Raw genomic sequence first — 26,566 nt, forward strand, 5'->3', positions numbered from 1 at the left:
GTTGGTTCTCCGGTTTCTTGTTATGGAGGCAGCGGCAAGCGGCAAGCTGCAAGCTGCAAGTCAGACGCCGATCGGCTCTTTCTTGCAGCTTGAGGCTACTAGCTTGTGGCTGCCTTAGGCGTAGCTTTCGATCGACGGGCAGGCACACACCAGGTTGCGGTCGCCGAACACGTTGTCGACCCGGCCAACCGGCGGCCAGTACTTGCCTTCGATCAGCGAGGCCACTGGGTACACGGCCTGCTCACGGCTATACGGATGGGACCATTCACCCACCAGTTCCGCTGCCGTGTGCGGAGCGTTCTTCAGTGGGTTGTCGTCCTTGTCCAGGCTGCCGTTTTCCACCGCGCGGATTTCCTCGCGGATGCGGATCATGGCGTCGCAGAAGCGGTCCAGTTCTTCCTTGGATTCGCTTTCGGTCGGCTCGATCATCAGGGTGCCGGCCACCGGGAAGGACATGGTCGGGGCGTGGAAGCCGAAATCGATCAGGCGCTTGGCCACGTCATCGACGCTGATGCCGCTGCTGTCTTTCAAAGGACGCAGGTCGAGGATGCATTCGTGGGCCACCAGGCCGTTGCTGCCGGTGTAGAGCACGGGGTAGTGCTCTTCCAGGCGCCGCGAAATGTAGTTGGCGTTGAGGATCGCCAGCTCCGAGGCGCGCTTGAGGCCGGCGCCGCCCATCATGCGGATGTACATCCAGGTGATCGGCAGGATGCTGGCGCTGCCGAACGGTGCGGCACACACCGCGCCCTTCTTGTTTTCCAGCGCGGCGTGGCCGGGCAGGAAGGGCGCCAGGTGCGACTTGACGCCGATCGGGCCAACGCCCGGGCCGCCACCGCCGTGGGGAATGCAGAAGGTCTTGTGCAGGTTCAGGTGCGACACGTCGCCACCGAACTTGCCCGGGGCGCAGAGGCCGACCATGGCGTTCATGTTGGCGCCGTCGATGTACACCTGGCCGCCGTTGTCATGAATGATGCCGCAGATTTCGCGGATGCCTTCCTCGAACACGCCGTGGGTCGACGGGTAGGTGATCATCAGCGCGGCGAGGTGCTCGCGGTGCTCGATGGCCTTGGCTCGCAGGTCTTCGATATCGACGTTGCCGCGTGCGTCGCAGGCGGTGACCACCACGCGCATGCCGGCCATGTTGGCGGTGGCCGGGTTGGTGCCGTGGGCCGACGAAGGAATCAGGCAGATGTCGCGGCGCTCGTCGCCACGGCTCTGGTGATAGGCACGAATGGCCAGCAAACCGGCGTATTCACCCTGGGAGCCGGCGTTGGGCTGCAGGGACACGGCGTCGTAGCCGGTGGCGGCGCAGAGCATCGCTTCCAGCTCGGTTGTCAGTTGCTGGTAGCCGGCGCTTTGTTCGGCCGGGGCGAAGGGGTGCAGCGCACCGAACTCGGCCCAGGTGATCGGGATCATTTCGCTGGCGGCGTTGAGCTTCATGGTGCAGGAGCCCAGCGGGATCATGGTGCGATCCAGGGCCAGGTCCTTGTCCGCCAGCTTGCGCAGGTAACGCATCAGCTCGGTTTCCGAGTGATAGCGGTTGAACACCGGGTGGCTGAGGATCGCCGACTGACGGACCAGGGCCGCTGGGATGCTGCTGCTGACCGAAGCCGCCAGTGCGGCGAAGTCCGGCGCGGCCTGGCCATCGCCCAACAGGCTCCACAGGCCTTCAACGTCGGCCTGGGTGGTGGTTTCGTCCAGGGACAGACCGAGGCGCTCGGCGTCGATCACCCGCAGGTTGATGCCCTGGGCGCGTGCCTTGTCGTGCAGCGCGGCGGTGTTGGCACCGGTGCGCAGGCTCAGGGTGTCGAAGAAGTTGTCCTGCTCAACGACCAGCCCCAGATCCTTCAGGCCCTTGGCCAGGATCGCGGTCAGCTGGTGGATGCGCTGGGCAATCTGAATCAGGCCCTTGGGACCGTGATACACGGCATACATGCTGGCGATGTTGGCCAGCAGGACCTGGGCGGTGCAGATGTTGCTGGTGGCCTTTTCGCGGCGGATATGCTGCTCGCGGGTCTGCATGGCCAGGCGCAGGGCCGGCTTGCCGAAACGGTCTACCGAGACGCCGACCAGACGGCCCGGCATGTCGCGCTTGAACGCATCGCGAGTGGAGAAGTAAGCCGCATGCGGGCCACCGAAGCCCAGCGGTACACCGAAGCGCTGGGCGCTGCCGATGGCCACGTCGGCGCCGAATTCGCCCGGCGGGGTCAGCAGGGTCAGGGCCAGCAGGTCGGCGGCCACGGCCACCAGGGCGTTGGCGGCGTGGAAGCGCTCGGCCAGTTCGCGGTAGTCGAACAGATCGCCGTTGCTCGCCGGGTATTGCAGCAGGGCACCGAAGAACGGGCTGACGTCGGTCAGCTGGCGCTCATCGCCCACCACCACGTTGATTCCCAAGGGTTCGGCACGGGTGCGCAGTACGTCCAGGGTTTGCGGGTGGCAATGCACGGAGGCGAAGAAGGCGTGGCTGCCCTTGTTCTTGCTCAGGCGCTTGCAGAAGGTCATGGCTTCGGCGGCGGCGGTGCCTTCGTCGAGCAGCGAGGCGTTGGCGATCGGCAGGCCGGTCAGGTCGCTGATCAGGGTCTGGAAGTTCAGCAGGGCTTCCAGGCGGCCCTGGGAGATTTCTGGCTGGTAGGGGGTGTAGGCGGTGTACCACGCCGGGTTTTCCAGAAGGTTGCGCAGGATTGGCGAAGGCGTGTGACAGCTGTAGTAGCCCTGGCCGATGTAGGTCTTGAACAGCTGGTTCTTGGCGGCGATGGCCTTGATCGAGGCCAGGGCCTGGGCTTCGCTCTGGCCCTGGCCCAGGTCCAGCACGCTGGTGCCCTTGATGCTCTCGGGAATCACGCTGGCGCTCAGGGCTTCCAGGGAGTCGAAGCCCAGGCTGTTGAGCATGGCTTGCTCATCGGCCTGGCGCGGGCCGATGTGGCGCGCGATGAATTCGTTGGCGGTAGTCAGGTTGACGGTCATGACGGGCTCCTCAAGCTTCGGCGCTGGCTTTGATCAGGCGATCGTAGGCGTCCTGATCCAGCAGTTGGCCAACGGCGGCGGCATCGGCGGGAATGAAGCGGAAGAACCAGCCTTCGCCCAGCGGGTCTTCGTTGACCAGCTCCGGGCTGTCTTCCAGGGCCGGGTTGGTGGCGACCACTTCACCGTCCAGCGGCATGTACACGCCGCTGGCGGCCTTGACCGATTCCACGGTGGCGGCTTCGGCGCCCTTTTCGTAGCTCTGCAGCTCCGGCAGTTGCACAAACACCACATCACCCAGGGCGTTCTGGGCGAAAGCCGTGATGCCGACGGTGACACTGCCATCCGCTTCGCTACGCAGCCATTCGTGATCTTCAGTAAAACGCAACTCGCTCATGGAAACTCCTCAGGGGCCAGACTCGTCTGGTGGACGCGATTGAATGCTCGTGCGGGGCCGAGCCGGATGGCAATACCCATAGCAAGAATGCGGCCAATAAATAGTTAATCCTTTAAAATCAACAGCTTGAGTATCTTTCCCGAGTGCTGGCGATGTTCGCCTGTAGCGAAATCGCTACAGCTGGCAGCGTGGAGAAAAGGCTTTGAGGATCAAAGCCTTGCACGGCAGCGATTACAAGGAGGTGTAGCGAAATCGTTCCGCTGTAGCGCTTTCAGTACAGTTGCAGGTCGCTTCTGGAACGGTAGGCGCGGCGGGAAGTAGGCGCTGGCTTGCCAGCGAAAGCGCCCTCAAGAGCGACACAGGGCTTGAGGGGCTCTCAAGGGCGAGCCGGCTCCTACGGATCAGCGGGCAGCTCAGGCCTTGCCCGGAATGCCGTACTTGCGCAGGCGATGGGCGATGGCGGTGTGGGAGGTCTGCAGGCGGTTGGCCAGTTGCCGGGTCGAAGGGTAGTGGACGTAGAGGTTTTCCAGCAGCTGTTTCTCGAAGGCTTCCACGGCCTGTTCCAGGCTTTCGACTTCGGTGTCGTTCTGCCGCGCCACCGAGGTGCCGGCGATGTCCAGGTCGCCGATGTCCACCAGGTTGCTTTCGCAGATGGCCGCCGCGCGAAAGATCACGTTCTGCAACTGGCGCACGTTGCCCGGCCAGCGGTTGCTCAACAGCGCCGGGTAGGTGCCCGGGGTCAGGCGGCACACCGGGCGCTGGATCTGCGCGCAGGCCTGCTGCATGAAGTAGCGGGCCAGCAGCAGGATGTCCTGGCCGCGCTCGCGCAGCGGCGGCACTTCCACATTCAGGACATTGAGGCGATAGAACAGGTCTTCACGGAAGCTGCCTTCGCTGACCATTTTCTCCAGGTCGCGGTGGGTGGCGCTGAGGATGCGCACATTGACCTTGATCTCGCGATCACCACCGACCCGGCGAAAGCTGCCGTCATTGAGAAAGCGCAGCAGCTTGGCTTGCAGGTAAGGCGACATCTCGCCGATTTCATCGAGAAACACCGTGCCCTGGTTGGCCAGCTCCATCAGCCCCGGCTTGCCGCCGCGCTGGGCCCCGGTAAAGGCGCCGGGGGCATAGCCGAACAGTTCGCTCTCGGCCAGGTTCTCCGGCAGCGCCGCGCAGTTCAGGGCCAGGAATGGCGCGCTGTGCCGGGCGCTGATGGCGTGGCAGGCGCGGGCCACCAGCTCCTTGCCGGTGCCGGTTTCACCCTGGATCAGCAGCGGCGCATCCAGCGCTGCCACCCGTTGCGCCCGGGCCTTGAGGGTACGGATCGCCGGGGATTCGCCGAGCAGGGCATCGAAGCCCTCGGCGTGATCGTGGTGCAGGGCCGACAGCCGTTCGCCGATGCGGTTGGGCTGGTACAGGGTCAGCAGCGCGCCGGCATCGGTAATGGGCGTGGCGTCCAGCAGCAGGGTCTGGCCATTGACCATGATTTCTCGCAGCGGCAGGCGAAAGCCGTTTTCCAGCAGGGCCTCCAGCAGCGCGGGATCGGCAAACAGTTCGGCGACGCTTTCTCCTGCCGGCTCGCGGCCATACAGAGCGATCAGCGCCGGGTTGGCCAGCAGCACCTTGCCGGCGCTGTCCAGGGCCAGCACCGGATCGGTCATGGCCGCCAGCAAGGCGTCCAACTGCAAGTGCCGGCGCTGGCCGGGGAGGATGTCGACCACCGTCACCGCCTGCACGCCGCGCACGTTGAACAGCGCGTCGCGCAACTCTTCCAGAACTTGGGGGCTCAGGGTCGGGGCATCGATATAGACGTTGGGCGGCACCATTTCCACCGCATCCAGGTTGAGATTGCGTCCGCCCAGCAGGGCCAGGACTTCCTGGGTGATGCCGACGCGGTCGATGAAGCTGACGTGGATACGCATGGGGCGACAGAGGCTTCTGGAACACTGAAGGGCGCCAGTATGCCTTGGGCGAGAGCCTTAGTCGAAATCGCTGGAGCTGTTGTAGGAGCCGGCTTGCCGGCGAAGGCGGACCAGGTACCCGGGCACGGCGGTGGTCATTTCGCCGGCCGGCCGGCTCCTACAGAAGAGGGGTCATGCCAGGTGTTCGGGGTTGATCGGGTCGCCGGGCTTGACGTTCAGTTGCTTGCGCACGTCTTCGAACATCTCATCGTAGTACTTGTGCATGGAGGCAATGCTGGCGCTCTTGGGCAAACCGTACTGCTGGGCGATGCGGGTGGCGTGACGGGCAAAGTCGAAGGCCAGGTCCTTGGCCAGGAAGAACTGCTCTTTCAAGGATTTGCCTTCGATGGTGCCGTGCAGGGTGAACAGCATGCCGTGACCCTCCTTGGGGTCCTGGGCCAGTTCGTAGTCGATGCACAGGTTGTAGCTGAAGTCGTCCTTGCTCAGCGCATGGCGCTCGATATGCAGGTGACCGGGCTCAAACATGGCCATAGGCGTCTCTCCTCCAGGGCTTTGACGGGAGGGCAGGCGCCGGGCCTGCCCCGAGTTCTTACAGCAAGCGTTTTACAGGTAGCGGATGCCGGGCTGTGCCGTGCTGATGCGGGTGCCGGCCTTGCCCTGGACGATCGCTTCGATGTCCGAGAGTGAACCGATCACCGCGACTTTGCCAGTGTGCCGGGCAAATTCGCAGGCGGCCTGGACCTTGGGGCCCATGGAGCCGGCGGCAAAACCCAGCTTGTCCATTTCATCCGGATGGGCCTGGGCAATGGCCTTCTGGGTCGGCTTGCCGAAGTCGATGAACGCCGCGTTGACGTCGGTGGCGATCACCAGCAGGTCCGCCTCCAGCTGCTCGGCCAGCAGCGCCGAACACAGGTCCTTGTCGATCACCGCCTCGATGCCCTTGAGCTTGCCGTCCTCGCCGTACATGGTCGGAATGCCGCCACCGCCGGCGCAGATCACGATGCTGCTTTTTTCCAGCAGCCACTTGATCGGGCGGATCTCGAAGATGCGCTTGGGTTTCGGGCTGGCCACCACCCGGCGGTACTTGTCGCCATCCGGGGCGATGGCCCAGCCTTTTTCCTTGGCCAGTTTCTCGGCTTCTGCCTGGCTGTAGACCGGGCCGATGGGCTTGGTCGGGTTCTTGAAGGCCGGGTCCTTGGCGTCCACTTCCACTTGGGTCAGCAAGGTGGCGAAGGGCACTTCGAAGTCCAGCAGGTTGCCCAGTTCCTGTTCGATGATGTAGCCGATCATGCCTTCGGTTTCGGCACCGAGCACATCCAGCGGGTAGGGCGAAACCTGGGTATAGGCCGCCGCCTGCAGCGACAGCAGGCCCACCTGCGGGCCATTGCCGTGAGCAATCACCAACTGGTTGCCGGGATGGATCTTGGCGATCTGTTCGGTGGCGATGCGGATGTTGGCGCGTTGGTTGTCCGCGGTCATGGGTTCACCACGGCGGAGCAGGGCGTTACCGCCCAGTGCAACGACGATACGCATAATGCAGTCCTTCTGGAGGTTGCAGGCGCTGGCAAGCCAGCACCTGCAGGGGGAGGCGGGTTAGAGGTCGGCTAGGGTCGAAACCAGGATCGCCTTGATGGTGTGCATGCGGTTTTCCGCTTGCTCGAAGGCGATGCAGGCTGGCGATTCGAACACGTCGTCGGTCACTTCAATGCCGTTGGCCAGGTGCGGATACTGCTCGGCGATCTGTTTGCCGACCTTGGTATCGCTGTTGTGGAAGGCCGGCAGGCAGTGCATGAACTTGGTCCGCGGGTTGCCGGTGGCTTTCATCAGCTGGGCGTTGACCTGGTACGGCAGCAGTTGCTCGATGCGCTCGGCCCAGGCTTCCACCGGCTCGCCCATGGAGACCCAGACGTCGGTGTGGATGAAGTCCACGCCCTTGACCGCAGCTTTCGGATCCTCGGTGAGGGTGATGCGGGCACCGCTTTCCTCTGCATATTTCTTGCAGCGGCCCACCAGGTCGTCATGGGGCCACAGCGCCTTGGGCGCGCAGATGCGCACGTCCATGCCAAGCTTGGCGCCCACCAGCAGCAGCGAGTTGCCCATGTTGTTGCGGGCGTCGCCCAGGTAGGCGTAGCTGATCTCGTGGATCGGTTTGTCGGCATGCTCACGCATGGTCAGCACGTCGGCGATCATCTGGGTCGGGTGGTATTCATCGGTCAGGCCGTTGAACACCGGGACGCCTGCAAATTTCGCCAGTTCTTCGACGATTTCCTGCTTGAAGCCGCGGTACTCGATGGCGTCGTACATGCGCCCCAGCACCCGGGCGGTGTCCTTCATGCTCTCCTTGTGGCCGATCTGCGAGGAGTTGGGGTCGATGTAGGTGACGTTGGCGCCCTGGTCATAGGCCGCCACTTCGAAGGCGCAACGGGTACGGGTCGAGGTCTTTTCGAAGATCAGGGCGATGTTGTTGCCCTTGAGGTGCTGCTGCTCGGTGCCGGTGTACTTGGCGCGCTTCAGGTCGCGAGACAGGTCCAGCAGGTAGCGCAGTTCGCGTGGGGTGTGGTGTTCCAGGCTCAGCAGGTTACGGTTGTGAATATTGAAAGCCATGATGGATCTCCTTTGATTTCGGTCGTCCACTTGCCGAGGCCCTTTGTGGGGGCAACGACAAGCTGCTATGTCGGATAAGGGCGCTTAGTAGTCGATCGGGTCGCGGATGATCGGGCAGGTCATGCAGTGGCCGCCGCCACGGCCCCGGCCCAGTTCGCCGGCGCTGATGGTGATGACCTCGACCCCGGCCTTGCGCAGCAGGGTGTTGGTGTAGGTGTTGCGGTCGTAGCCGATGACCACGCCCGGCTCCACGGCCACCACGTTGTTGCCGTCGTCCCATTGCTCGCGCTCGGCGGCGAAGCTGTTGCCACCGGTTTCCACCACGCGCAGGGCCTTGAGGTTGAGAGCCTTGGCCACGGTGTCGAGGAAGCTGCTTTCCTCGCGGCGCACGTCGATGCCGCCGGGCTTGCTTTCGTCAGGGCGCAGGCTGAAGGCGACGATCTGGCTCACCACTTCCGGGAAGATCGTCACCAGGTCGCGGTCGCAGAAGCTGAACACGGTGTCCAGGTGCATCGCCGCGCGGGATTTCGGCAGGCCGGCGACGATCACCCGTTCCACGGCCTTGTGCTTGAACAGGTTCAGCGCCAGTTGGCCGATGGCCTGGCGCGAGGAGCGCTCGCCCATGCCGATCAGGACCACGCCATTGCCGATCGGCATCACGTCGCCGCCTTCCAGGGTGGCGTTGCCGTGTTCCTGGTCCGGGTCGCCGTACCAGATCTGGAAGTCGGCCTGGGTGAACTCGGGGTGGAACTTGTAGATGGCGGTGGTCAGCAGGGTTTCCTGGCGTCGCGCCGGCCAGTACATCGGGTTCAGGGTTACGCCGCCGTAGATCCAGCAAGTGGTGTCGCGGGTGAACTGGGTGTTGGGCAGCGGCGGCAGGATGAAGCTGGAGTGGCCGAGGAAGTCGCGGAACATCTCGATGGTCTTGCCACCGAAGCTGGTGGGCAGGTCATCGGCGGATACGCCGCCGATCAGGTACTCGGCGACCTTGCGCGGCTCCAGGCTGCGCAGCCACGAACCGACTTCGTTGACCAGGCCCAGGCCGACCTGGTTGGCGGTGATCTTGCGCTCCAGGATCCAGTCCAGGGCTTCGGGCATGGCGACGATGTCGGTCAGCAGGTTGTGCATTTCCAGCACATCAATATCCCGCTCGCGCATCTTGGTGACGAAGTCGAAGTGGTCGCGTTTGGCCTGGGCCACCCACAGCACATCATCGAACAGCAGTTCATCGCAGTTGTTCGGGGTCAGCCGCTGATGGGCCAGGCCTGGGGAGCAAACCATGACTTTGCGCAGTTTGCCGGCTTCGGAATGGACGCCGTACTTAACTTTTTCCGTGGTCATTACTGTGATCCTCCAGAGACAAAACAATCGGGGTGTTGCTTCAAAGGCAGTGCTACAGGGTCAGGAAGCCGTCGTAGAGTCCGTAGGCCGCCACCAGGGCGCCTATGACCACCGCGGCAAAAATCAGCTTCTCGACGTTGGTGAAAATCGGTTTGTGCAGTTCCATCTTGGCCTTGGCGAACAGCACCACGCCGGGGGCGTAGAGCAGCGCCGAGAGCAGCAGGTACTTGACCCCGCCGGCGTACAGCAGCCAGATCGCGTAGAGCAGGGCGATGCCGCCGATGATCAGGTCCTTCTTGCGTTCGGCCAGGGCCTGTTCGTAGCTTTCGCCGCGCACCGCCAGCAGCACCGCATAGGCCGCCGACCACAGGTAGGGCACCAGGATCATCGAGGTGGCGAGGTAGATCAGCGACAGGTAGGTGCTGGCCGAGAACAGGGTGATGATCAGGAAGATCTGCACCATGGCGTTGGTCAGCCACAGGGCGTTGGCCGGTACGTGGTTGGCGTTCTCGCGGCGCAGGAACTCCGGCATGGTGTGGTCCTTGGCCGCGGCGAACATGATCTCCGCACACAGCAGCACCCAGGACAGCAGCGCCCCCAGCAGCGAGATGATCAGGCCGACGCTGATCAGCACCGCGCCCCAGTGGCCCACCACATGCTCCAGCACGGCCGCCATGGACGGGTTCTGCAGCTTGGCCAGTTCCGGCTGGGTCATGATCCCCAGGGACAGGACGTTGACCAGCACCAGGAACAGCAGCACGGTGATGAAGCCGATGACGGTGGCCTTGCCCACGTCCGAGCGTTTTTCCGCCCGGGACGAGAAGATGCTCGCGCCCTCGATGCCGATGAACACCCAGACGGTGACCAGCATCATGTTGCGCACCTGGTTCATCACGCTGCCCAGGTCCGGGTTTTTCACGCCCCAGATGTCGGCGGTGAAGATGTCCAGCTTGAAGGCGAACAGGGCAATCAGCACGAACAGCAGCAGCGGCACGACCTTGGCGACCGTGGTCACCAGGTTGATGAAGGCGGCTTCCTTGATGCCGCGCAGCACCAGAAAATGCACGGCCCAGAGCAGCACCGAGGCACCGATCACCGCGGCCGGGGTGTTGCCCTCACCGAAGATCGGAAAGAAATAGCCCAGGGTGCTGAACAGCAGGACGAAGTAGCCGACGTTGCCCAGCCAGGCGCTGATCCAGTAGCCCCAGGCCGATGAAAAGCCCATGTAGTCGCCGAAACCGGCCTTGGCGTAGGCGTAGACGCCGCCGTCCAGATCCGGTTTGCGGTTGGCCAGGGTTTGAAAGACGAATGCCAAGGTCAACATGCCGACAGCGGTAATCGCCCAACCAATAAGAACTGCACCAACATCGGCGCTGGCCGCCATGTTTTGCGGTAAGGAAAAGATCCCTCCGCCAATCATGGAACCCACTACCAGGGCGACTAAGGCGCCCAGTCTTAGTTTTCCGGGAGATTCAGACATTGCATGACTCCAATGCAGGAGAAGAGAGACGTCAGAGTAAATCCGCTGGCAATCCGAACAGCTGACTTAGATCAGTTCATTGCGGTATTCCGTTGTGAATGAATGACTTAAGATTTATTGCGGAAGGTAGAATGCTGCCCTGAGAGGGCCATTCCAGAGGCTTTGAACTACCTTTTAGTGATTGTTGGGATTGTTGGTGTCGTTTGAAACTAGACCCTTTTGACGAATGTGCAAACCCACTAAGGTGGTTAACTAATAACCAGCCAGTGATGGCACTTAGTACATATATTTAACAAAACAGTCGGTTATTCAGTGCCTTCTGAAGGCTATTCCGAGATCCGTTCATAAAGGCTGTTTAATTGACTGTTACTATTGGATGCACATTTCTGGAAGTTGATTAATGGCCTATCGTCTTATTGCCCCATCGACTCACTGAAGCAGAGGTAGGAATGTCACAACCGGCGCAGAAGCTTCAACTCGGTGCACTGATCGCTCTGGTCGTGGGCTCGATGATTGGTGGCGGGATTTTCTCGCTGCCGCAGAACATGGCGGCCCGGGCCGATGCCGGGGCCGTGCTCATTGGCTGGGGCATCACGGCGGTGGGCATGCTGACCCTGGCGTTCGTCTTCCAGACCCTGGCCAACCGCAAGCCGGAGCTGGACTCCGGGGTCTATGCCTACGCCAAGGCCGGCTTCGGCGACTACATGGGTTTTTCATCGGCCTGGGGCTACTGGATCAGTGCCTGGCTGGGCAATGTCGGCTACTTCGTCCTGCTGTTCAGCACCCTGGGCTATTTCTTTCCGGTGTTCGGCCAGGGCAATACCCCGGTCGCCATCGGCTGCGCTTCCTTGCTGCTGTGGGCCGTGCATTTTCTGGTGCTGCGGGGGATCAAGGAGGCCACCTTCATCAACCAGCTGACCACGGTGGCGAAGATCGTGCCGCTGGTGATGTTCATCGTCATCGCCGCCGTGGCATTCAAGGCGGAGATCTTTACCCGGGATATCTGGGGGCGCAGCAACCCGAACTTCGGCGGGGTGATGGACCAGGTGCGCAACATGATGCTGGTCACGGTGTTCGTGTTCATCGGCATCGAGGGCGCCAGCGTGTATTCGGCCCGGGCGCAGAAGCGCGCCGATGTCGGGCGGGCCACGGTGATCGGTTTTCTCGGGGTGCTGGCGCTGCTGGTGCTGGTCAACGTCTTGTCCCTGGGGATCATGAGCCAGCCGGAGCTGGCCAAGCTGCAGAACCCGTCCCTGGCGGCGGTGCTGGAGCATATCGTCGGCCCCTGGGGCGCCTTGCTGATCAGCATTGGCCTGGCGGTTTCGCTGTTGGGCGCCTTGCTGTCCTGGGCCCTGCTGTGCGCCGAGATCCTTTACGCCACCGCCCGGGACCGGACCATGCCGGCTTTCCTGAAGAAGGAAAACGCTAACCATGTGCCGGTCAATGCCCTGTGGCTGACCAACGTCATGATCCAGATCTTCCTGCTGATCACCCTGTTCTCCGCCGGTACCTACACCAACCTGATCTACCTCGCCTCGTCAATGATCCTGGTGCCCTACCTGTGGTCGGCGGCCTATGCGGTGCTGCTCAGCGGCCGAGGGGAAACCTACGAGCAGGCGTCCCGTGAGCGACTGAAGGACCTGTGCATCGCGGTGGTGGCCCTGAGCTACGCCATCTGGCTGTTGTACGCCGGTGGCTTGAAGTACCTGCTGCTTTCGGCGCTGCTCTATGCACCCGGGGTGATTCTGTTTGCCCAGGCCAAGCGCGAGCAGGGCCAGCCGCTGTTCACCCCGCTGGAAACACTGATCTTCAGTGCCGTGATCATCGGTGCCTCGCTGGCGGCTTATGGCCTGTACAGCGGTCTGCTGGCGCTGTAATCAAGGGCTCACCACCATCGGGGGCGATGGGCGCCCAGGGTGCCGGCGGGGCAATCCCACTGCACGGGGGTTCCTGCGATATGCAACGGCACCCGCAGGCGTCGGGCCGGTCCCCAAGGGGTCTGTTCCTGAACCAGCCCCTGATCGTCAGCCTCTTCCGGGCGCAGCGGCGTTGCGTTTGCCGCTGACGGAGGATGCTCAACCAGCAGTTTGGCGGTGCGTGCCAGGGACAGGCGCGCCGAGCGGCCCTGGCCGCCGCTCAAGGACAGGTTCAGGGCGCGCAGAGCGCTGGCGGCCATCAGGTAGCCGGTGGCGTGATCCAGGGCCTGGACCGGCAGCGGCAGCGGTTGGTCCGCAGCTTTCCAGTGCATGCCGGCTGCGGCGATGCCGGCGCTCATCTGTACCAGGCTGTCGAAGCCCCGGCGGTTGCGCCAGGGGCCGCTCCAGCCATAGGCGTTGAGGCTGACCTCGATCAGCCCCGGGGCGATGCGCTGGCGTGCCTCGGCGTGGTAACCCAGGTGTTCCAGGGCATCGGCGCGATAGCCGTGCAGCAGCAGGTCGGCGTCGGCCAGCAGGCCCTCGAATACCGCGCGCTGTTCAAGGTCGTGCAGGTCCAGGCGTGCGCAGCGCTTGCCCAGGGTCACCTCGGGCTCCAGGGCCGGTTCGTTCCAACCCGGCGGGTCGATGCGCAGTACCTCGGCGCCCAGCCCCGCCAGCAGGCTGCTGGCCACGGGGCCGGCCAGGACCCGGGTCAGGTCCAGCACTTTCAGGCCGGCCAGGGGCCGGGCGCTGGAACCGCTCCAGGTGCTCGGCCGCGAGCCGCTGTGCGGCAGCCAGTGCACCAGGGGTTCGGCGTTGACCGCCTGACCCTGCGGGTGCGCCTGCCACTGTGCCCAACTGCGCATCTGCGCGGCGCAACCGCCTTGATCGACGATGGCTTGTTCCAGCTCCAGGGCATCCCAGGTGGCCACTCGGGCGGCCATGGCGTCGCGCCCGGTCACCGCGCCCAGCACCCGTTCGGCGGCGGCGCGGTGGTGGGGCGCGTTGGTGTGCAGGCGAATCCAGCCGTCGCGGCTGGGGTAATCCCCGGCTATCGGGTCCCAGGGAGAGGGCAGGCTCCAGCCTTGCGGGCGGATTGAACCGGCGAACCAGAACGAGGCCAGGCGCCGGTCGACGCTGACCTCTGGCCGGCGTCCGGTCTGGCTGTACAGGAGTTCTGCCAGGGCTTGCCCGGCGGCGGCGATGCTGGCGCAGGCCAGGTCGGTCACGGCGAAGGCCGAGGGCAGGGCGCCCTGGCCGGTTTGTCGGACGCTTGCGGGCGCCAGGCCCAGCGCGGCCTGGAGGGTTGCCAGTAGTTCGGTCATGACGCACTCCCCGGTTCAGAGGAGGGCATTGCACCTTGAAAGCGCCGCCCCTGTCGATCACCTCCGGTCATCGGCCGCCGTGGGCGGCCGGGGTGGCGAGAACCTGCGCTTATACCCGGAACTGGTCCATCAGTTTCATCTGCTGGGTGGCCAGGGCATTGAGCTGGCTACTGACCTGGGCTGACTCGCTGGCTTGCTCGGTCAGGGTTTCGGTCACGCTGCGAATCGCCGAGACGTTGCGGTTGACCTCTTCGGCGACGGCGCTCTGCTGTTCGGCGGCGCTGGCGATCTGCAGGTTCATGTCGCTGATCACGGTGACCGCGTCGCTGATCTTGCCCAGGGCCTGGACCGCCTGCTGGATCTGTCCGGCGTTGTTCTGCGCCTGGCTCTGGCTGGCGTGCATGGTGTTGACCACATCGCGGGTGCCGTTCTGGATGCGCTCGATGACCACGCGGATTTCCTCCACCGAGTCCTGGGTGCGTTTGGCCAGGTTGCGCACTTCATCGGCCACCACCGCGAAGCCGCGGCCGCTTTCGCCGGCGCGGGCCGCCTCGATGGCGGCGTTGAGGGCCAGCAGGTTGGTCTGTTCGGCGATGCTGCGGATCACTTCCAGCACCGAGCCGATCTGTTCGCTGCTCACCGCCAGGGCCTCGACTTCGCCCACGGCCTTGCTCACTTCGTCGGCCAGCAGGCTGATGTCCCGGGTGCTGCGCTCGATGATGGTCATGCCGTCCTTGGCCGACTGATCGGCGCCACGGGCGGCCTGGGCGGCGTTGGAAGCACTGTTGGCGACGTCGTGGGCGGTGGCGCTCATTTCATTGGAAGCGGTGGCCACCTGGTCGATCTCGCGGAACTGCACCTGCATGCCTTCGCTGGTCTGGCGGGCGATCTCCGAAGACTGGTCGGCGGTGCCGCGGGCCTCGATGATGCTCTGCTTGATCTGGGCGATGGTCGGTTGCAGCTTGTCGAGGAATCGGTTGAACCAGCTCACCAGCTCGCCCAGTTCATCCTTCTTGCTGTAGTTCAGGCGCTGGGTCAGGTCGCCGTCGCCGCTGGCGATGGCCTTGAGCATCTGCGCCACGCTGTTGATCGGCCGGGTCACGCCCGAGGCGCTGAGCCAGATCAGCAGCAGGCCCAGCAGGCCGGCGCCGATGGCCACCAGCACGGTTTTCACCGTGCCGCTGGTCTGGGCCTCATCCAGCAGGTTCTGCAGTTTGACCGAGTCTGCCAGCAGCACCTGTTGCGGCAGGTCGATGGTCACGCCCCAGGGCTTGGCATCGGCAATCGGGCTGAAGGGGTAGACCGCACGGATCAGCTCACCCTGTTGCAGGACTTTGCTCTGGCTGCCGGCGAGCACCGCCAGGATGTCCTTGCCCTGGGCGCCGAGGGTTTCATTGATGTTCTTGCCGACCTGGCTGGCATCGGCGCCCACGGCCGCCAGCAGACCGCTGCCGGCGACGATCATCATGTGCCCGGCGCCGTTGAACAGGAAACGCTGGGATTCACCGGCGGCGGCTTGCAGGGAGTCCAGGGCGATATCGACACCGATCACCCCGATCACCTTGCCGTCCACCAGCAGCGGCAGAGAGATGGTGGTCATCAGCACCTGTTTCTTGTCTTCGCCGATGGTGTCGGCATAAGGGTCGAGCAGGCAGGTGCGGCGGCTGTCGCGGGGGCAGGTGTACCAGATGTTGTAGGGAGTGCCGCTGAGGTTGAGGGTGGTCTTGGTCAGGTCGTCTTCCACCATCACGGTGTTCAACTGCTGGCCACCGGAGCGGCTCCAGTAGGTGGCAAAGCGCCCGCGTTCGTTGGAGGCGTGGCCCGCGTCGTTGAGAAACTCGCTGTCCTTGCCATCCAGGGCATTGGGCTCATAGGCCAGCCAGATGCCGAGCACCTTGGGATTGCGCTCGAAGGCGGTCTTCAGGCTGTGGTTGAGCTCCTCGCGCAGGGCCGCGGCGTCCAGGCCACGTTTGCTCGCCAGGTCGCGCAGGTCGCGCACCTGATCGGCCAGGGCGGTGATCACCAGGTTGCTTTCACCGAAGGTTTTCTGCACCCGTACCGCCTGGTCGGCGGCCTTGGCCTGTAGCAACTCTTCAACCCCGGCGGTGAGCATCCGCGAGCTGGAGGTATTGACCAGCTGGTTGTTCTGCTGGCTCTGGTAGAGATTCATGCCGACGATCAGCGCCACCACGCCCAACAGGCACAGTCCGGACAACAGCACTATTTTCAGGCGAATGGAGAGAGAGTCGAGCATGGGGGCGATCTCGCTAAAGGACGGATGGAAAGCACGGAATCGGATGACTCCGTTCGCCAAGTCCATTCAGCGCTATGCCCGGAACATCGGCTTGGGCGGCCTTTGCGTGAGGGAGTGCCGACGAACGGTCATGTGCTTGACATATGTGGCCTCGGGATCGAGGGCATAGCTGCCAGAGAACGTCAATCAGGAGGTTTGCGGCAGGGCTTCGGGGCGCGACCAGATCCACAGGTTGCCCAGGGCCATGCCGGCAATCGCCGCATACATGGTCCAGTGATGGTTGAGCAAGGTCAGCATCAGGACGGCGCACAGCAGCATGCTGACGGTGGCGCTGATCTTGGCCTTGCGGCTGACGATCCGGCCGTTGCGCCAGTTGCAGAGGATCGGGCCGAACAGGCGATGGTTCTCCATCCAGGCGCTGAGGCGGGGCGAGCTCTTGGTGGCGGCCCAGGCGGCCAGGAGGATGAACTCGGTGGTCGGCAAGCCCGGTACGACGATGGCGATCAGGCCGATGGCCAGGCTGACGTAGGCCAGCGCGCCGAACAGCAGGCGGGAAATTTTCGACGAGGAGGGGCGAGTGGGGGTCATGGTTTCGATGATGAGGTAACACGCCTTGCGGCTCAATCTGCAGAGCACGTCGGCCGACAAAATACCGTTGCGGGCCCGCGGCGCAAACGCTCGCCACGGGCCCGCAACGACGGGGTCAGGCTGGTTGTGCGGCGCTGGCGTAAGCCTGTTCCAGCAACACGGTGAAGCGGTTGAAGGCATCCAGCGCGCCTTTTTCCGCCGCGGCTTCTTCTTCGGCGGTGAACTCCAGGCCGTCGAGGATGCGGGTGAAGGTCTTCCAGCCTTCGGCGCGGCCACCGGCGGGTTCGCCCAGGTGCCGGGCGCCGAAGGTTTCGCTCAGGCCCAGGCCCACGGCGCGCTTGATCAGGAACGCGGCGCCGAGCTTGGAACCCTCGGAAACGAAGATCCAGCCCAGGGCTTCGGCCTGGCTCGGGTTGCGCACCGCGCCGGCCACCGGGGCCGGGACTTCGGTGTCCAGGTCGGCGAGGTCGGCCTTGGCCGCTTCGGCGCGGCAGCGCTGGGCCAGGTCAGGCACGATCTGGTTCAGTTCGGCGTCGTTGTACAGGTCCACCAGTTCCGACTGGAACAGGTACTGGGCGACCACGAAGCGGGCGAAGGCGCCCTGCGTCTCGAACGGTGCGTGGGCCTTGACCAGGGCGTCGAGCTTGGCATGGGGTTCGTGGGTGATCTGGTTCAGGCGTTGCGAACGCAGGTGATGACGCTGGGAGGAATCCTGGGAGCTCATGCTGATGTCCTTGAGAATGAGAGGCAGTTAGTAACTAGACGAACAAGAAGACGCGACACCGTAAAAAATCCTCACTGCCCCGGCTGAAAAAGGGCAGTGAGGTGCTTGGGCGTCAGATATCCCAGACCAGATTGACCGAGAAGTTGCGGCCCGGCTGGGTCAGGCGGTCGAGGTTGGCGGGTGCGGTTTGCCCGGCCTCGCCGACACTGTCGTAGCCGCGCACGTCGTCCCAGTTCCAGTATTTCTTGTCGGTCAGGTTGTACAGGCCGGCGTTCAGGGTCAGGTCGTCGGTGACCTTGTAGAAGCCACTGAGATCGAGGATGCCGTAGCCCGGGGTCTTGAACTGGCCGCTGGTGGTGCGGCCGTCCGGAGCCTTGAAGGTGCTGTCGTCGACCCGGTCCTTGCGCTTGACCAGGGTCCAGCTCAGCAGCGCGCCGTAGGTGTCCTGGTCGTAGCCGAGGCCGAACACGCCCTTGAGCGGGTTGACGCTGTTGATCGGCTCGCCGTTGTCATTGTTGCGACCGTAGGCGTAGGCCAGCGAGCCGATGCTGTACAGGCCCTGGGGCGCGCCGAAGGCATCCAGATTCAGGCGGCCGCGGGCTTCGGCGCCCTTGATGGTGGCGTGCTTGATGTTGTTGCTCTGGATCACCGACTGCAGCGCGCCGGCGGTGATGGCGTCTTCGTTGATGAAGTCGCGGTACTGGTTGTAGAACACCGAGACATCGAAGGAGCCCGCGCCGAAGTTGCCGCGCAGGCCGGTTTCATAGCCTTTGCTGGTTTCCGGCTTGAGGTTGGAGTTGGGCTCGACCACGTAGCCGGTGGCGAGGTTTTCGAAGCGGCCGTAGAGCGCCTTGGCCGACGGCGTGCGGAAGCCCTCGGAGTATTGACCGTAGGCCGTGTAATGCTCATCGAAGGCGTAGGTCAGGCCGAACTTGGGCGAAACCCGGTGCCAGGTCTTCTTGTCGTCACTGACGGGAAAGGTGCCGTTGGGGTTGGCGACATTGAGGAATTCCTGGGTCAGTTTCGGCTTGAGCTGGGTGTAGTCGTAGCGCAGGCCTGGGGTGAAGGTCCAGGCGTTCCAGCTGATCTGGTCCTGGGCGAACAGGCTGTAGGTGCTGACGGTGGGATCCGGGAAGTCGCTGGATTTTTTCACGCTGTCGCCGGCGCTCGGGCTTGGCGCGCCGATGGCGGTGCAACCGGCACCGACCTTCAGGCAGGTGGCGGTGCCATAGCGTGAGCCGGTGACCTTCTGCTGCTTGAGGGTGGTGCCGTAGGTCAACTGATGCTCGGTTTCACCGAGGGTGAAAGCCTTGTCCAGTTGCGCGTCCAAGACCCATTGTTTTTCCTGGTACAGGGTTTGCCGTTCACGCAGCACGTCGCGGGCGTTGGGCGAGAACGCCGAGACCGGGTTGTAGCGCTCGGAGGTGGTCTGGTCGGTCTTGGCGATCTGGTAGTTCAGGCTCCACTTGATCCGATCGGCGATCGGCGACTCCAGGGCAAAGCTGTTTTCCAGGCCGAAGCGTTCCCGGGTGATGGTGTCGTTGCCGACACGGGAGCGATACCAGTTCTGCCCGACGCCGTTGAGAAACAGGCCGCCTACCGCGCTTTTCTGGTTGGTGTCGCGGTCGTCCTTGTACTTTTCGTAGGTCAGGCCCAGGCGGGCATCCGGCGCATAGTTCCAGCCGAGCTTGGCCAGGACGTTGGTAGTGCGGGCGTCTTCCGGGTTGGCGGCGGTGCGGTTGAGGCCGGTGCCGTTGTTGCTGCCGTAGGACTCGGTTTCGTGGCCGTCACGCCGGCTCAGGTGCAGCAGGGCGTCGAAGTCGCTGGCCCGTCCGGCGACGGTGGCGGATTTCAGCCAGCTTTCGTCAGCCGAGCTGTAGCCGCTCTTCAGGCGCGCGCCAACGTCCTGGCCGGGCTTGATGATGTCGTCGGCGTCCAGGGTGTAGTAGCTGACGGCGCCGCCGATGGCGCTGCTGCCGTAGAGCACCGAGGCCGGGCCCCGGAGGATTTCCACGCGCTTGACGATTTCCGGGTCGACATAGTTGCGGTTGGTCTTGGCGTAGGGGCCGCTGAAGAAGTGATCCGGCACTTCCACGCCATCGACCTGGGTGAGAATCCGGTCGCTGTCGATGCCGCGGATGTTGTAGCCGCTGAGTCCCGCGCGCTGGCCGGCACCGCCGACGGAAACGCCCGGCTCGTAGCGCACCAGTTCCTTGATGGTGTTGACGTTCTGGCGGTCCAGTTCTTCCCGGGTCTGCACGCTCACGGTGCTGGGCACCGCATTGATGTTCTGCTCCTGGCGGGTGGCGCTGACGGTCACCTGTTGCAGGTTCACCGCATTGGCGGCGCTGCGCCGTTCCAGGACGATGTTGTGGTTGCCCAGTTTGCGGTAGCTCAGTTGGGTGCCGCCGAGCAGGCGCTCCAGGGCCTGTTCCGGGGGCAGCGAGCCGCGCACGCCCGGTGACGAAACCCCGCTGCCCAGCTCGGCCGGCAGCCCGACTTGCCAACCGGTGACCGCGGTAAAGGCGTTGAGCGCCGAGACCAGCGGTTGCTGGGCGATGGCGAAGTTGTAGTGGCCCATGCGCTGGCTGGAGGAGGCCGGGGCGTCGGCGGCCATCACTGGCGTGGCTTGGGCGCCGGCCAGCAGGATCGCCGCGGTCAGCAGCGACAGGGTGCAGTGTTGCAGGCGGGCACAGGGAACAGAGGATCGGCTGTTGAGGCGAGGGGACATCGAGAGCGCTCCGGGTCGCACGAATCTTTTATAGGTGCAGATGCGCATTCAAAAATGCGAATCAGTTGCATTGGCTATAACGAGACGTTCGACCTGCGGCAATCGCGTAAAAATAATTATTCTCAGTTGAGGATGACCAGGGCCGGGTATTCCGAAAGGCGTGCCGAGGTGATGTGGGCCAGGGAACGCAGCACGTCCAGGGGCTGGTCCAGGCGGTAGTTGCCGGTGACCGCGACATTCGCCAACTGCTGGTTGTTGTTGACGATCCAGCCCGGGTAATAGCGCCGCAGTTCCGCCAGCACCTGGCTCAGGGGACAGTTCTCAAACACCAGGCGGCCGTCGATCCAGGCCAGGTCCTTGCCGGCATCGAGTCGGGCCGGTGGGCCGAAGCCTTCGGGGCCGACGCGAACGCTCTCGCCGGCGCTCAGGCGAATGCGCTGATCGGCGTGGGTGGCGCGCAGGTCGATATCGCCGCGCTGCACCTGGACCTGGGCGATGCCGTCCAGGTAGCGCACGGCGAAGGCGGTGTCGGCCACGCTGGCCTTGACCGGGCCGGCGTCCAGCTCCAGGGGCGGGCCCGGGGTGCCGGGGATCTCGAAGAAGGCTTCGCCCTGGTACAGCCGCGCCACGCGCCGGTGATCGTTGATGTCGCTGGAAAACGCCGAGTTGGTGTTGAGCAGCACCTTGGAGCCGTCTTCCAGTTGCAGGCGCTGGCGTTCGCCGACTTGAGTCAGGTGGTCGGCTTGCAGGCGCAGCGGCAGGTTGCTGAAGCTGAACAGCCCGAGCAGCAGCACTGCGGCGGTGGCCAGGGGTTTCCAGTGCGGGCGCAGGCGTGCCAGGCGCGAGACTTTCGGCGGTGTCGCCAGGGTCAGGGCGCATTGCGCCACTTGCGGCCCGTCCCAGATCGCCCGGGCCTTTGCAAAGGCCTGGGCATTGAGCGGTGAAGCCGCCAGCCACTGATGAAACCGGCGCAGTTGTTCTTCGTTCGGATGTTCCAGCTCGATCAGCCAATCCAGTGCCTGATCCATGGCCAGGGTGCTTGAGTGCGGGCCGGCGGGGGTGGGCGGCTCGGCGCTGTGAAAATCCGTCACGGGTGTTCCTCGGCGGCGTCTGTGCGCAGCTGTTTTTTCAAGAGAGAGCGAAAGCCGGCCAAGGTTAACAAAGGCCCGGTGCTGACGCAGTCATTGTGCTCAGCGGTTGAGACTCACTGGCCGTCGAGACGTTCGGCGACGCCGATGCAGATGGCCATGATCAATTTCAATTCCTTTTGTACCGTGCTCAGCGAAACCCCGAGCTCGTCGGCGATCTCCTGATAGCTGTGGCCGTGCAAGCGACTGAGGATGAAGATCTGCTGCTGGCGCGGGCTGAGCTGGCCGAGGCTGAGGTTCAGGCGTTCGAGCAGTTGCTCGGCGTGGGCCGCGTCCTCGGCGCTGCTGACAGGGGCGGCGACGCTCTCCAGCACCTCGGCAGGCACGTCTTCGAGCAGGGTGCGGCCCTGGATGCGCCGGGCCCGCAGGTGATCGAGGGCGAGGTTGCGTGCGGTCTGGAACACGAAGGGTTCGAGGTGGGTGATCGGCCGCTCGCTGAGGGCCCGGGTCACCCGCAGGTAGGTTTCCTGCAGCAGGTCTTCGGCGGTGCTGTGGTTGTTGACCATCCGCTCCAGGGTCCGCAGCAGGGAAATGCGCTGGGTGAGGAAGACGTGGTTGAAGTGCGATTGACTCACGGCAAGGCCTGATCCATTTTTTCAGCGGATGATAATGATTGTCATCTGCGTCAGTGGTCAAGCCTTGTGTGAATTATCCCCGGCCGGCCAGGTAGGCCTGGTAGTCGGGAATCCGGTGCTCGTGGGCCTGGTTCATCAGCGGACTGCTGAGCAGGTAGTCGGCGCTGCATTCGTTGCAGGCCACGGGAATGTTCCACACCGCCGCTACCCGCAGCAGGGCCTTGATATCCGGATCGTGAGGCTGGGGCTCGAAGGGGTCCCAGAAGAACACCAGCAGGTCGACCCGTTGTTCGGCGATCTGCGCGCCCAGTTGCTGATCGCCGCCCAGAGGGCCGCTGATCATGCTTTGCACCGGCAGCCCCAGGCGTTTGCTCAGCAGCAGCCCGGTGGTGCCGGTGGCCAGCAGTTCATGTTCGGCCAGGCGTGACTTCTGCCGCTCGGCCCAGTCCAGCAGAAAGACCTTGCAGTGGTCATGGGCGACCAGGGCGATGCGCTTGCGCGCCGCCATGGTCTTTTGCGTGAAACTGATACCGATCATCGACGAATATCCGTTTTATTCCGCGTTGCACAGGGCCAGGCAGTTATCCAGCATGCGGTTGGAGAAGCCCCACTCGTTGTCGTACCAGGCCAGCACCTTGAGCAAGCGACCGCCGCTGACCTTGGTGTGGTTGGCGTCGAAGATCGACGACAGCGGGTTGTGATTGAAGTCGCTGGAGACCAGCGGCAGGGTGTTGTAGCCGAGGATTTTCGAATGCTGGCTGGCGCTCTTGAGCAGGGCGTTGACCTCTTCGGCGGTGGTGTCGCGCTTGAGGGTCACGGTCAGGTCCACCAGGGATACGTTGATCACCGGCACGCGCACCGCCATGCCGGTCAGCTTGCCGGCCAGTTCCGGCAGCACCAGGCCCACTGCTTCGGCGGCGCCGGTCTTGCTCGGGATCATGTTCTGGGTGGCCGAACGGGCGCGGTACGGGTCGCTGTGATAGACGTCGGTGAGGTTCTGGTCGTTGGTGTAGGCGTGGATGGTGGTCATCAGGCCGTTGTCGATGCCCAGCTCGCGGTGCAGCACCTGGGCCACCGGGGCCAGGCAGTTGGTGGTGCACGAAGCGTTGGAAATGACCTGGTGCGACTGGCGCAGGATGTCGTGGTTGACCCCGTAGACCACGGTGGCGTCGGCGCCCTTGGCCGGGGCCGAGATGATCACTTTGCGGGCGCCGGCAGTAAGATGGGCGGCGGCCTTGGCGCGGTCGGTGAACAGGCCGGTGCATTCGAAGACTACGTCGATCTTTTCCGCGGCCCAGGGCAGTTCCGCCGGGTTGCGGATGGCGCTGACGGCGATGCGGTCGCCGTTGACGGTCAGGCTTTCCTGATCGTGCTGGACCTCGGCGTCGAAAGTGCCGTGCACGGTGTCGTATTTCAGCAGGTGGGCATTGATCGCGCTGTCCCCCAGATCGTTGATGGCGACGATCTGCAGATCCTGACGATAGCCTTGGGTATAGAGTGCGCGCAGGACGTTACGGCCAATACGGCCAAAACCGTTGATTGCGATTCGAAGAGTCATGTGCAAGCGCCTGTCGTTGAATTTGTTGTTGGAATTACAAGATTATTCGCATAGAAATAGAAAACAAGCCTTTTTAGTGGCAATATTTTGTTTTATCTACAACGAGTGACCTGAATCAACTGGTCCAAATGGTCAGAAACTCCTCCGCTGTCTCTGAGTGGCGGTGCGTCTGATCAGCATAGACAAACAGGTCGCCACATCCGTTAGCCTGGAGTTCTACATATGCATCCCCGCGTTCTTGAGGTCACCGAACGGCTTATCGCTCGCAGTCGCGCCACTCGCCAGGCCTATCTGGCGTTGATCCGCGGTGCCGCCAGCGATGGGCCGCAGCGCGGCAAGCTGCAGTGCGCGAACTTCGCCCACGGCGTGGCCGGTTGCGGCGCCGAAGACAAGCACAGCCTGCGGATGATGAACGCGGCCAACGTGGCAATTGTTTCGTCATATAACGACATGTTGTCGGCCCACCAGCCTTACGAACGTTTTCCCGAGCAGATCAAGAAAGCCCTGCGCGAGATCGGTTCGGTGGGGCAGTTCGCCGGTGGCACCCCGGCCATGTGCGATGGCGTGACCCAGGGCGAGGCCGGCATGGAGCTGAGCCTGCCGAGCCGTGAGGTGATCGCGCTGTCCACCGCTGTGGCCCTGTCGCACAACATGTTCGACGCTGCGCTGATGCTGGGGATCTGCGACAAGATCGTTCCGGGCCTGATGATGGGCGCCCTGCGCTTTGGTCATCTGCCGATGGTCTTCGTCCCGGGCGGGCCGATGGTGTCGGGGATTTCCAACAAGCAGAAGGCCGATGTGCGCCAGCGCTATGCCGAAGGCAAGGCCAGCCGCGAGGAGCTGCTGGAGTCGGAGATGAAGTCCTACCACAGCCCCGGCACATGCACCTTCTACGGCACCGCCAACACCAACCAGTTGCTGATGGAAGTCATGGGCCTGCACCTGCCGGGCGCCTCCTTCGTCAACCCCAACACGCCGCTGCGCGACGCCCTGACCCATGAGGCGGCGCAGCAGGTCACGCGCCTGACCAAGCAGAGCGGCAGCTTCATGCCCATCGGCGAGATCGTCGACGAGCGTTGCCTGGTCAACTCCATCGTCGCCCTGCACGCCACCGGCGGTTCCACCAACCACACCCTGCACATGCCGGCCATCGCCCAGGCGGCGGGCATCCAGCTGACCTGGCAGGACATGGCCGACCTGTCCGAGGTGGTGCCGACCCTGTCCCACGTCTATCCCAACGGCAAGGCCGACATCAACCACTTCCAGGCCGCAGGGGGCATGTCGTTCCTGATCCGCGAACTGCTCGAAGCCGGCCTGCTGCATGAAGACGTCAACACCGTGGCCGGCCCCGGCCTGAGCCGTTACACCCAGGAGCCGTTCCTCGACAACGGCAAGCTGGTATGGCGCGACGGCCCGATCGAAAGCCTCGACGAAAACATCCTGCGGCCGGTGGCCCGGGCGTTCTCCCCGGAAGGCGGCTTGCGGGTCATGCAAGGCAACCTCGGCCGTGGGGTGATGAAAGTCTCCGCCGTGGCCCCCGAACATCAGATCGTCGAAGCCCCGGCCGTGGTGTTCCAGGACCAGCAGGACCTGGCCGACGCGTTCAAGGCCGGTCTGCTGGAAAAAGATTTCGTCGCGGTGATGCGCTTCCAGGGCCCGCGCTCCAACGGCATGCCCGAGCTGCACAAGATGACCCCCTTCCTCGGGGTGCTGCAGGACCGCGGCTTCAAGGTGGCGCTGGTGACCGATGGACGTATGTCCGGTGCCTCAGGCAAGATTCCGGCGGCGATCCATGTCAGCCCCGAGGCCCAGGTCGGCGGTGCGCTGGCCCGGGTGCTGGACGGCGACATCATTCGCGTGGACGGGGTCAAGGGCACCCTGGAGCTCAAGGTCGACGCCGCCGAATTCGCCGCCCGGGAACCGGCCAAGGGGCTGCTGGGCAACAATGTCGGCACCGGCCGCGAACTCTTCGCTTTCATGCGCATGGCCTTCAGCTCGGCAGAGCAGGGCGCCAGCGCCTTTACCTCTGCACTGGAGACGCTTAATTGAAACTGGCCCTGGTCGGTGACATCGGTGGGACCAACGCGCGGTTCGCGTTGTGGAAGGATCAGCAGCTGGACGCGATCCAGGTGCTGGCAACGGCGGACTACCGCTGCCCGGAAGACGCCATCCTGGCCTATCTGCACGCCCAGGGCCTGGCCCCGGGCGCCATCGGTTCGGTGTGCCTGTCGGTGGCCGGTCCGGTCAGCGGCGATGAGTTCCGTTTCACCAACAACCACTGGCGCCTGAGCCGCCAGGCGTTCTGCCAGGCGCTGCAAGTGGAACGCCTGTTGCTGGTCAACGACTTCTCGGCCATGGCCCTGGGCATGACCCGTCTGCAGCCCGATGAGTTTCGCGTGGTTTGCGAAGGCGTCGCCGAGCCCTTGCGTCCGGCAGTGGTGATCGGCCCGGGCACCGGCCTTGGCGTCGGCACCCTGTTGAACTTCGGCGACGGCCGCTACATGGCCTTGCCGGGGGAGGGCGGCCACGTCGACCTGCCCTTGAGCAGCCCGCGGGAAACCCAACTCTGGCAACACATCCACGCCGAGATCGGCCATGTCAGCGCCGAGACGGCCTTGAGCGGCAGCGGCTTGCCCCGGGTGTACCGGGCGATCTGTGCGGTGGACGGCCATGAACCGCGTCTGGACACCCCCGAAGCCATCACCGCGGCCGGTCTGGCCGGCGATCCGATTGCCCGGGAAGTGCTGGAGCAGTTCAGCTGCTGGCTGGGTCGGGTGGCGGGCAACAACGTGCTGACCACGGGCGCGCGGGGCGGGGTGTACATCGTCGGTGGGGTGATTCCGCGCTTTGCCGATTTCTTCATCCAGAGTGGCTTTGCCAAGAGTTTTGCCGACAAGGGCTGCATGAGTGATTACTTCAAGGGCATTCCGGTATGGCTGGTTACCGCGCCCTACTCCGGGCTGACCGGTGCCGGCGTGGCCCTGGAGCAAGCCCAGGGCTGACACCGAGCCACATGGCGCAGGAGCCGGCTTGCCGGCGAAG

At 64.1% G+C, this 26,566-nt stretch carries 20 protein-coding genes; 3 read left to right on the forward strand and 17 right to left on the reverse strand.

Going from position 1 to position 26,566, the window contains the following annotated elements; translation table 11 throughout:
* Positions 1-114 precede the first annotated feature (114 nt).
* The 8 genes from gcvP to arcD (GWQ44_RS23145) form a co-directional block, all read right to left on the reverse strand.
* Positions 115-2,964: an aminomethyl-transferring glycine dehydrogenase gene (gene gcvP, locus GWQ44_RS23110; RefSeq protein ID WP_275928331.1), complete on the reverse strand. Its 2,850-nt coding sequence runs from the start codon at positions 2,962-2,964 to the stop codon at positions 115-117.
* A gap of 10 nt (positions 2,965-2,974) precedes the next feature.
* Positions 2,975-3,358: a glycine cleavage system protein GcvH gene (gene gcvH / locus GWQ44_RS23115; protein ID WP_016967337.1), complete on the reverse strand. Its 384-nt coding sequence runs from the start codon at positions 3,356-3,358 to the stop codon at positions 2,975-2,977.
* A 413-nt stretch (positions 3,359-3,771) separates the two neighbouring features.
* On the reverse strand, positions 3,772-5,280 hold the full coding sequence (locus GWQ44_RS23120) for a sigma-54-dependent transcriptional regulator (protein ID WP_016967336.1): 1,509 nt from the start codon (positions 5,278-5,280) through the stop codon (positions 3,772-3,774).
* A 171-nt stretch (positions 5,281-5,451) separates the two neighbouring features.
* Entirely contained in the window at positions 5,452-5,811 is a 360-nt protein-coding gene (locus GWQ44_RS23125; RefSeq protein WP_016967335.1) for a DUF5064 family protein, read from the reverse strand.
* A gap of 72 nt (positions 5,812-5,883) precedes the next feature.
* Positions 5,884-6,813: a carbamate kinase gene (gene arcC / locus GWQ44_RS23130; RefSeq protein WP_016967334.1), complete on the reverse strand. Its 930-nt coding sequence runs from the start codon at positions 6,811-6,813 to the stop codon at positions 5,884-5,886.
* Between the two features lie 60 nt (positions 6,814-6,873).
* Positions 6,874-7,884: an ornithine carbamoyltransferase gene (locus GWQ44_RS23135; protein WP_275928332.1), complete on the reverse strand. Its 1,011-nt coding sequence runs from the start codon at positions 7,882-7,884 to the stop codon at positions 6,874-6,876.
* A gap of 84 nt (positions 7,885-7,968) precedes the next feature.
* Positions 7,969-9,225, reverse strand: coding sequence for an arginine deiminase (gene arcA, locus GWQ44_RS23140; RefSeq protein ID WP_047305740.1), 1,257 nt, complete (start codon positions 9,223-9,225; stop codon positions 7,969-7,971).
* Between the two features lie 52 nt (positions 9,226-9,277).
* On the reverse strand, positions 9,278-10,705 hold the full coding sequence (gene arcD / locus GWQ44_RS23145) for an arginine-ornithine antiporter (RefSeq protein ID WP_179600150.1): 1,428 nt from the start codon (positions 10,703-10,705) through the stop codon (positions 9,278-9,280).
* A gap of 449 nt (positions 10,706-11,154) precedes the next feature.
* On the opposite strand from arcD (GWQ44_RS23145), the gene arcD (GWQ44_RS23150) reads away from it, so the two are divergent.
* Complete coding sequence (gene arcD / locus GWQ44_RS23150) at positions 11,155-12,582, forward strand: arginine-ornithine antiporter (protein WP_275928333.1); 1,428 nt, start codon at positions 11,155-11,157, stop codon at positions 12,580-12,582.
* 8 nt (positions 12,583-12,590) lie between these two features.
* On the opposite strand, the gene GWQ44_RS23155 is transcribed toward arcD (GWQ44_RS23150), so the two are convergent.
* The 9 genes from GWQ44_RS23155 to gap all read right to left on the reverse strand — a co-directional run bounded on the left by GWQ44_RS23155 (position 12,591) and on the right by gap (position 23,524).
* Positions 12,591-13,946, reverse strand: coding sequence for a CoA transferase (locus GWQ44_RS23155; RefSeq protein ID WP_275928334.1), 1,356 nt, complete (start codon positions 13,944-13,946; stop codon positions 12,591-12,593).
* Positions 13,947-14,055: 109 nt separating this feature from the next.
* Positions 14,056-16,200 carry a methyl-accepting chemotaxis protein gene (locus tag GWQ44_RS23160; RefSeq protein ID WP_275928335.1) on the reverse strand — a complete coding sequence of 715 codons (2,145 nt, stop codon included), beginning with the start codon at positions 16,198-16,200 and terminating at the stop codon, positions 14,056-14,058.
* A 186-nt stretch (positions 16,201-16,386) separates the two neighbouring features.
* On the reverse strand, positions 16,387-16,788 hold the full coding sequence (locus tag GWQ44_RS23165) for a YbaN family protein (protein WP_047305737.1): 402 nt from the start codon (positions 16,786-16,788) through the stop codon (positions 16,387-16,389).
* Between the two features lie 115 nt (positions 16,789-16,903).
* Entirely contained in the window at positions 16,904-17,512 is a 609-nt protein-coding gene (locus GWQ44_RS23170; protein WP_103742178.1) for a biliverdin-producing heme oxygenase, read from the reverse strand.
* A gap of 112 nt (positions 17,513-17,624) precedes the next feature.
* Entirely contained in the window at positions 17,625-20,243 is a 2,619-nt protein-coding gene (locus tag GWQ44_RS23175) for a TonB-dependent receptor (RefSeq protein ID WP_275928336.1), read from the reverse strand.
* A gap of 122 nt (positions 20,244-20,365) precedes the next feature.
* Positions 20,366-21,334 carry a FecR domain-containing protein gene (locus GWQ44_RS23180; protein ID WP_275928337.1) on the reverse strand — a complete coding sequence of 323 codons (969 nt, stop codon included), beginning with the start codon at positions 21,332-21,334 and terminating at the stop codon, positions 20,366-20,368.
* A 113-nt stretch (positions 21,335-21,447) separates the two neighbouring features.
* Complete coding sequence (locus tag GWQ44_RS23185) at positions 21,448-21,966, reverse strand: sigma-70 family RNA polymerase sigma factor (protein ID WP_016962955.1); 519 nt, start codon at positions 21,964-21,966, stop codon at positions 21,448-21,450.
* 73 nt (positions 21,967-22,039) lie between these two features.
* Complete coding sequence (locus tag GWQ44_RS23190; RefSeq protein ID WP_016962957.1) at positions 22,040-22,504, reverse strand: methylglyoxal synthase; 465 nt, start codon at positions 22,502-22,504, stop codon at positions 22,040-22,042.
* 15 nt (positions 22,505-22,519) lie between these two features.
* The gene (gap, locus tag GWQ44_RS23195; RefSeq protein WP_102880664.1) at positions 22,520-23,524 is read right to left on the reverse strand and encodes a type I glyceraldehyde-3-phosphate dehydrogenase; all 1,005 of its coding nucleotides are present in this window, start codon (positions 23,522-23,524) and stop codon (positions 22,520-22,522) included.
* 222 nt (positions 23,525-23,746) lie between these two features.
* Between gap and edd the strand changes: the two genes are divergently transcribed.
* Both edd and GWQ44_RS23205 read left to right on the forward strand, forming a co-directional pair.
* A complete protein-coding gene (gene edd, locus GWQ44_RS23200; protein ID WP_016962959.1) occupies positions 23,747-25,573 on the forward strand; it encodes a phosphogluconate dehydratase in 1,827 nt (608 codons plus the stop codon).
* Positions 25,570-26,526, forward strand: coding sequence for a glucokinase (locus tag GWQ44_RS23205; RefSeq protein ID WP_016962960.1), 957 nt, complete (start codon positions 25,570-25,572; stop codon positions 26,524-26,526). Before edd ends, GWQ44_RS23205 begins: the two co-directional genes overlap by 4 nt.
* The last annotated feature ends 40 nt before the right edge of the window (positions 26,527-26,566 follow it).

It is taken from the genome of Pseudomonas sp. 3MA1 (genome assembly GCF_029237275.1).
In the GTDB taxonomy this organism is placed as follows: domain Bacteria; phylum Pseudomonadota; class Gammaproteobacteria; order Pseudomonadales; family Pseudomonadaceae; genus Aquipseudomonas; species Aquipseudomonas fluorescens_AP.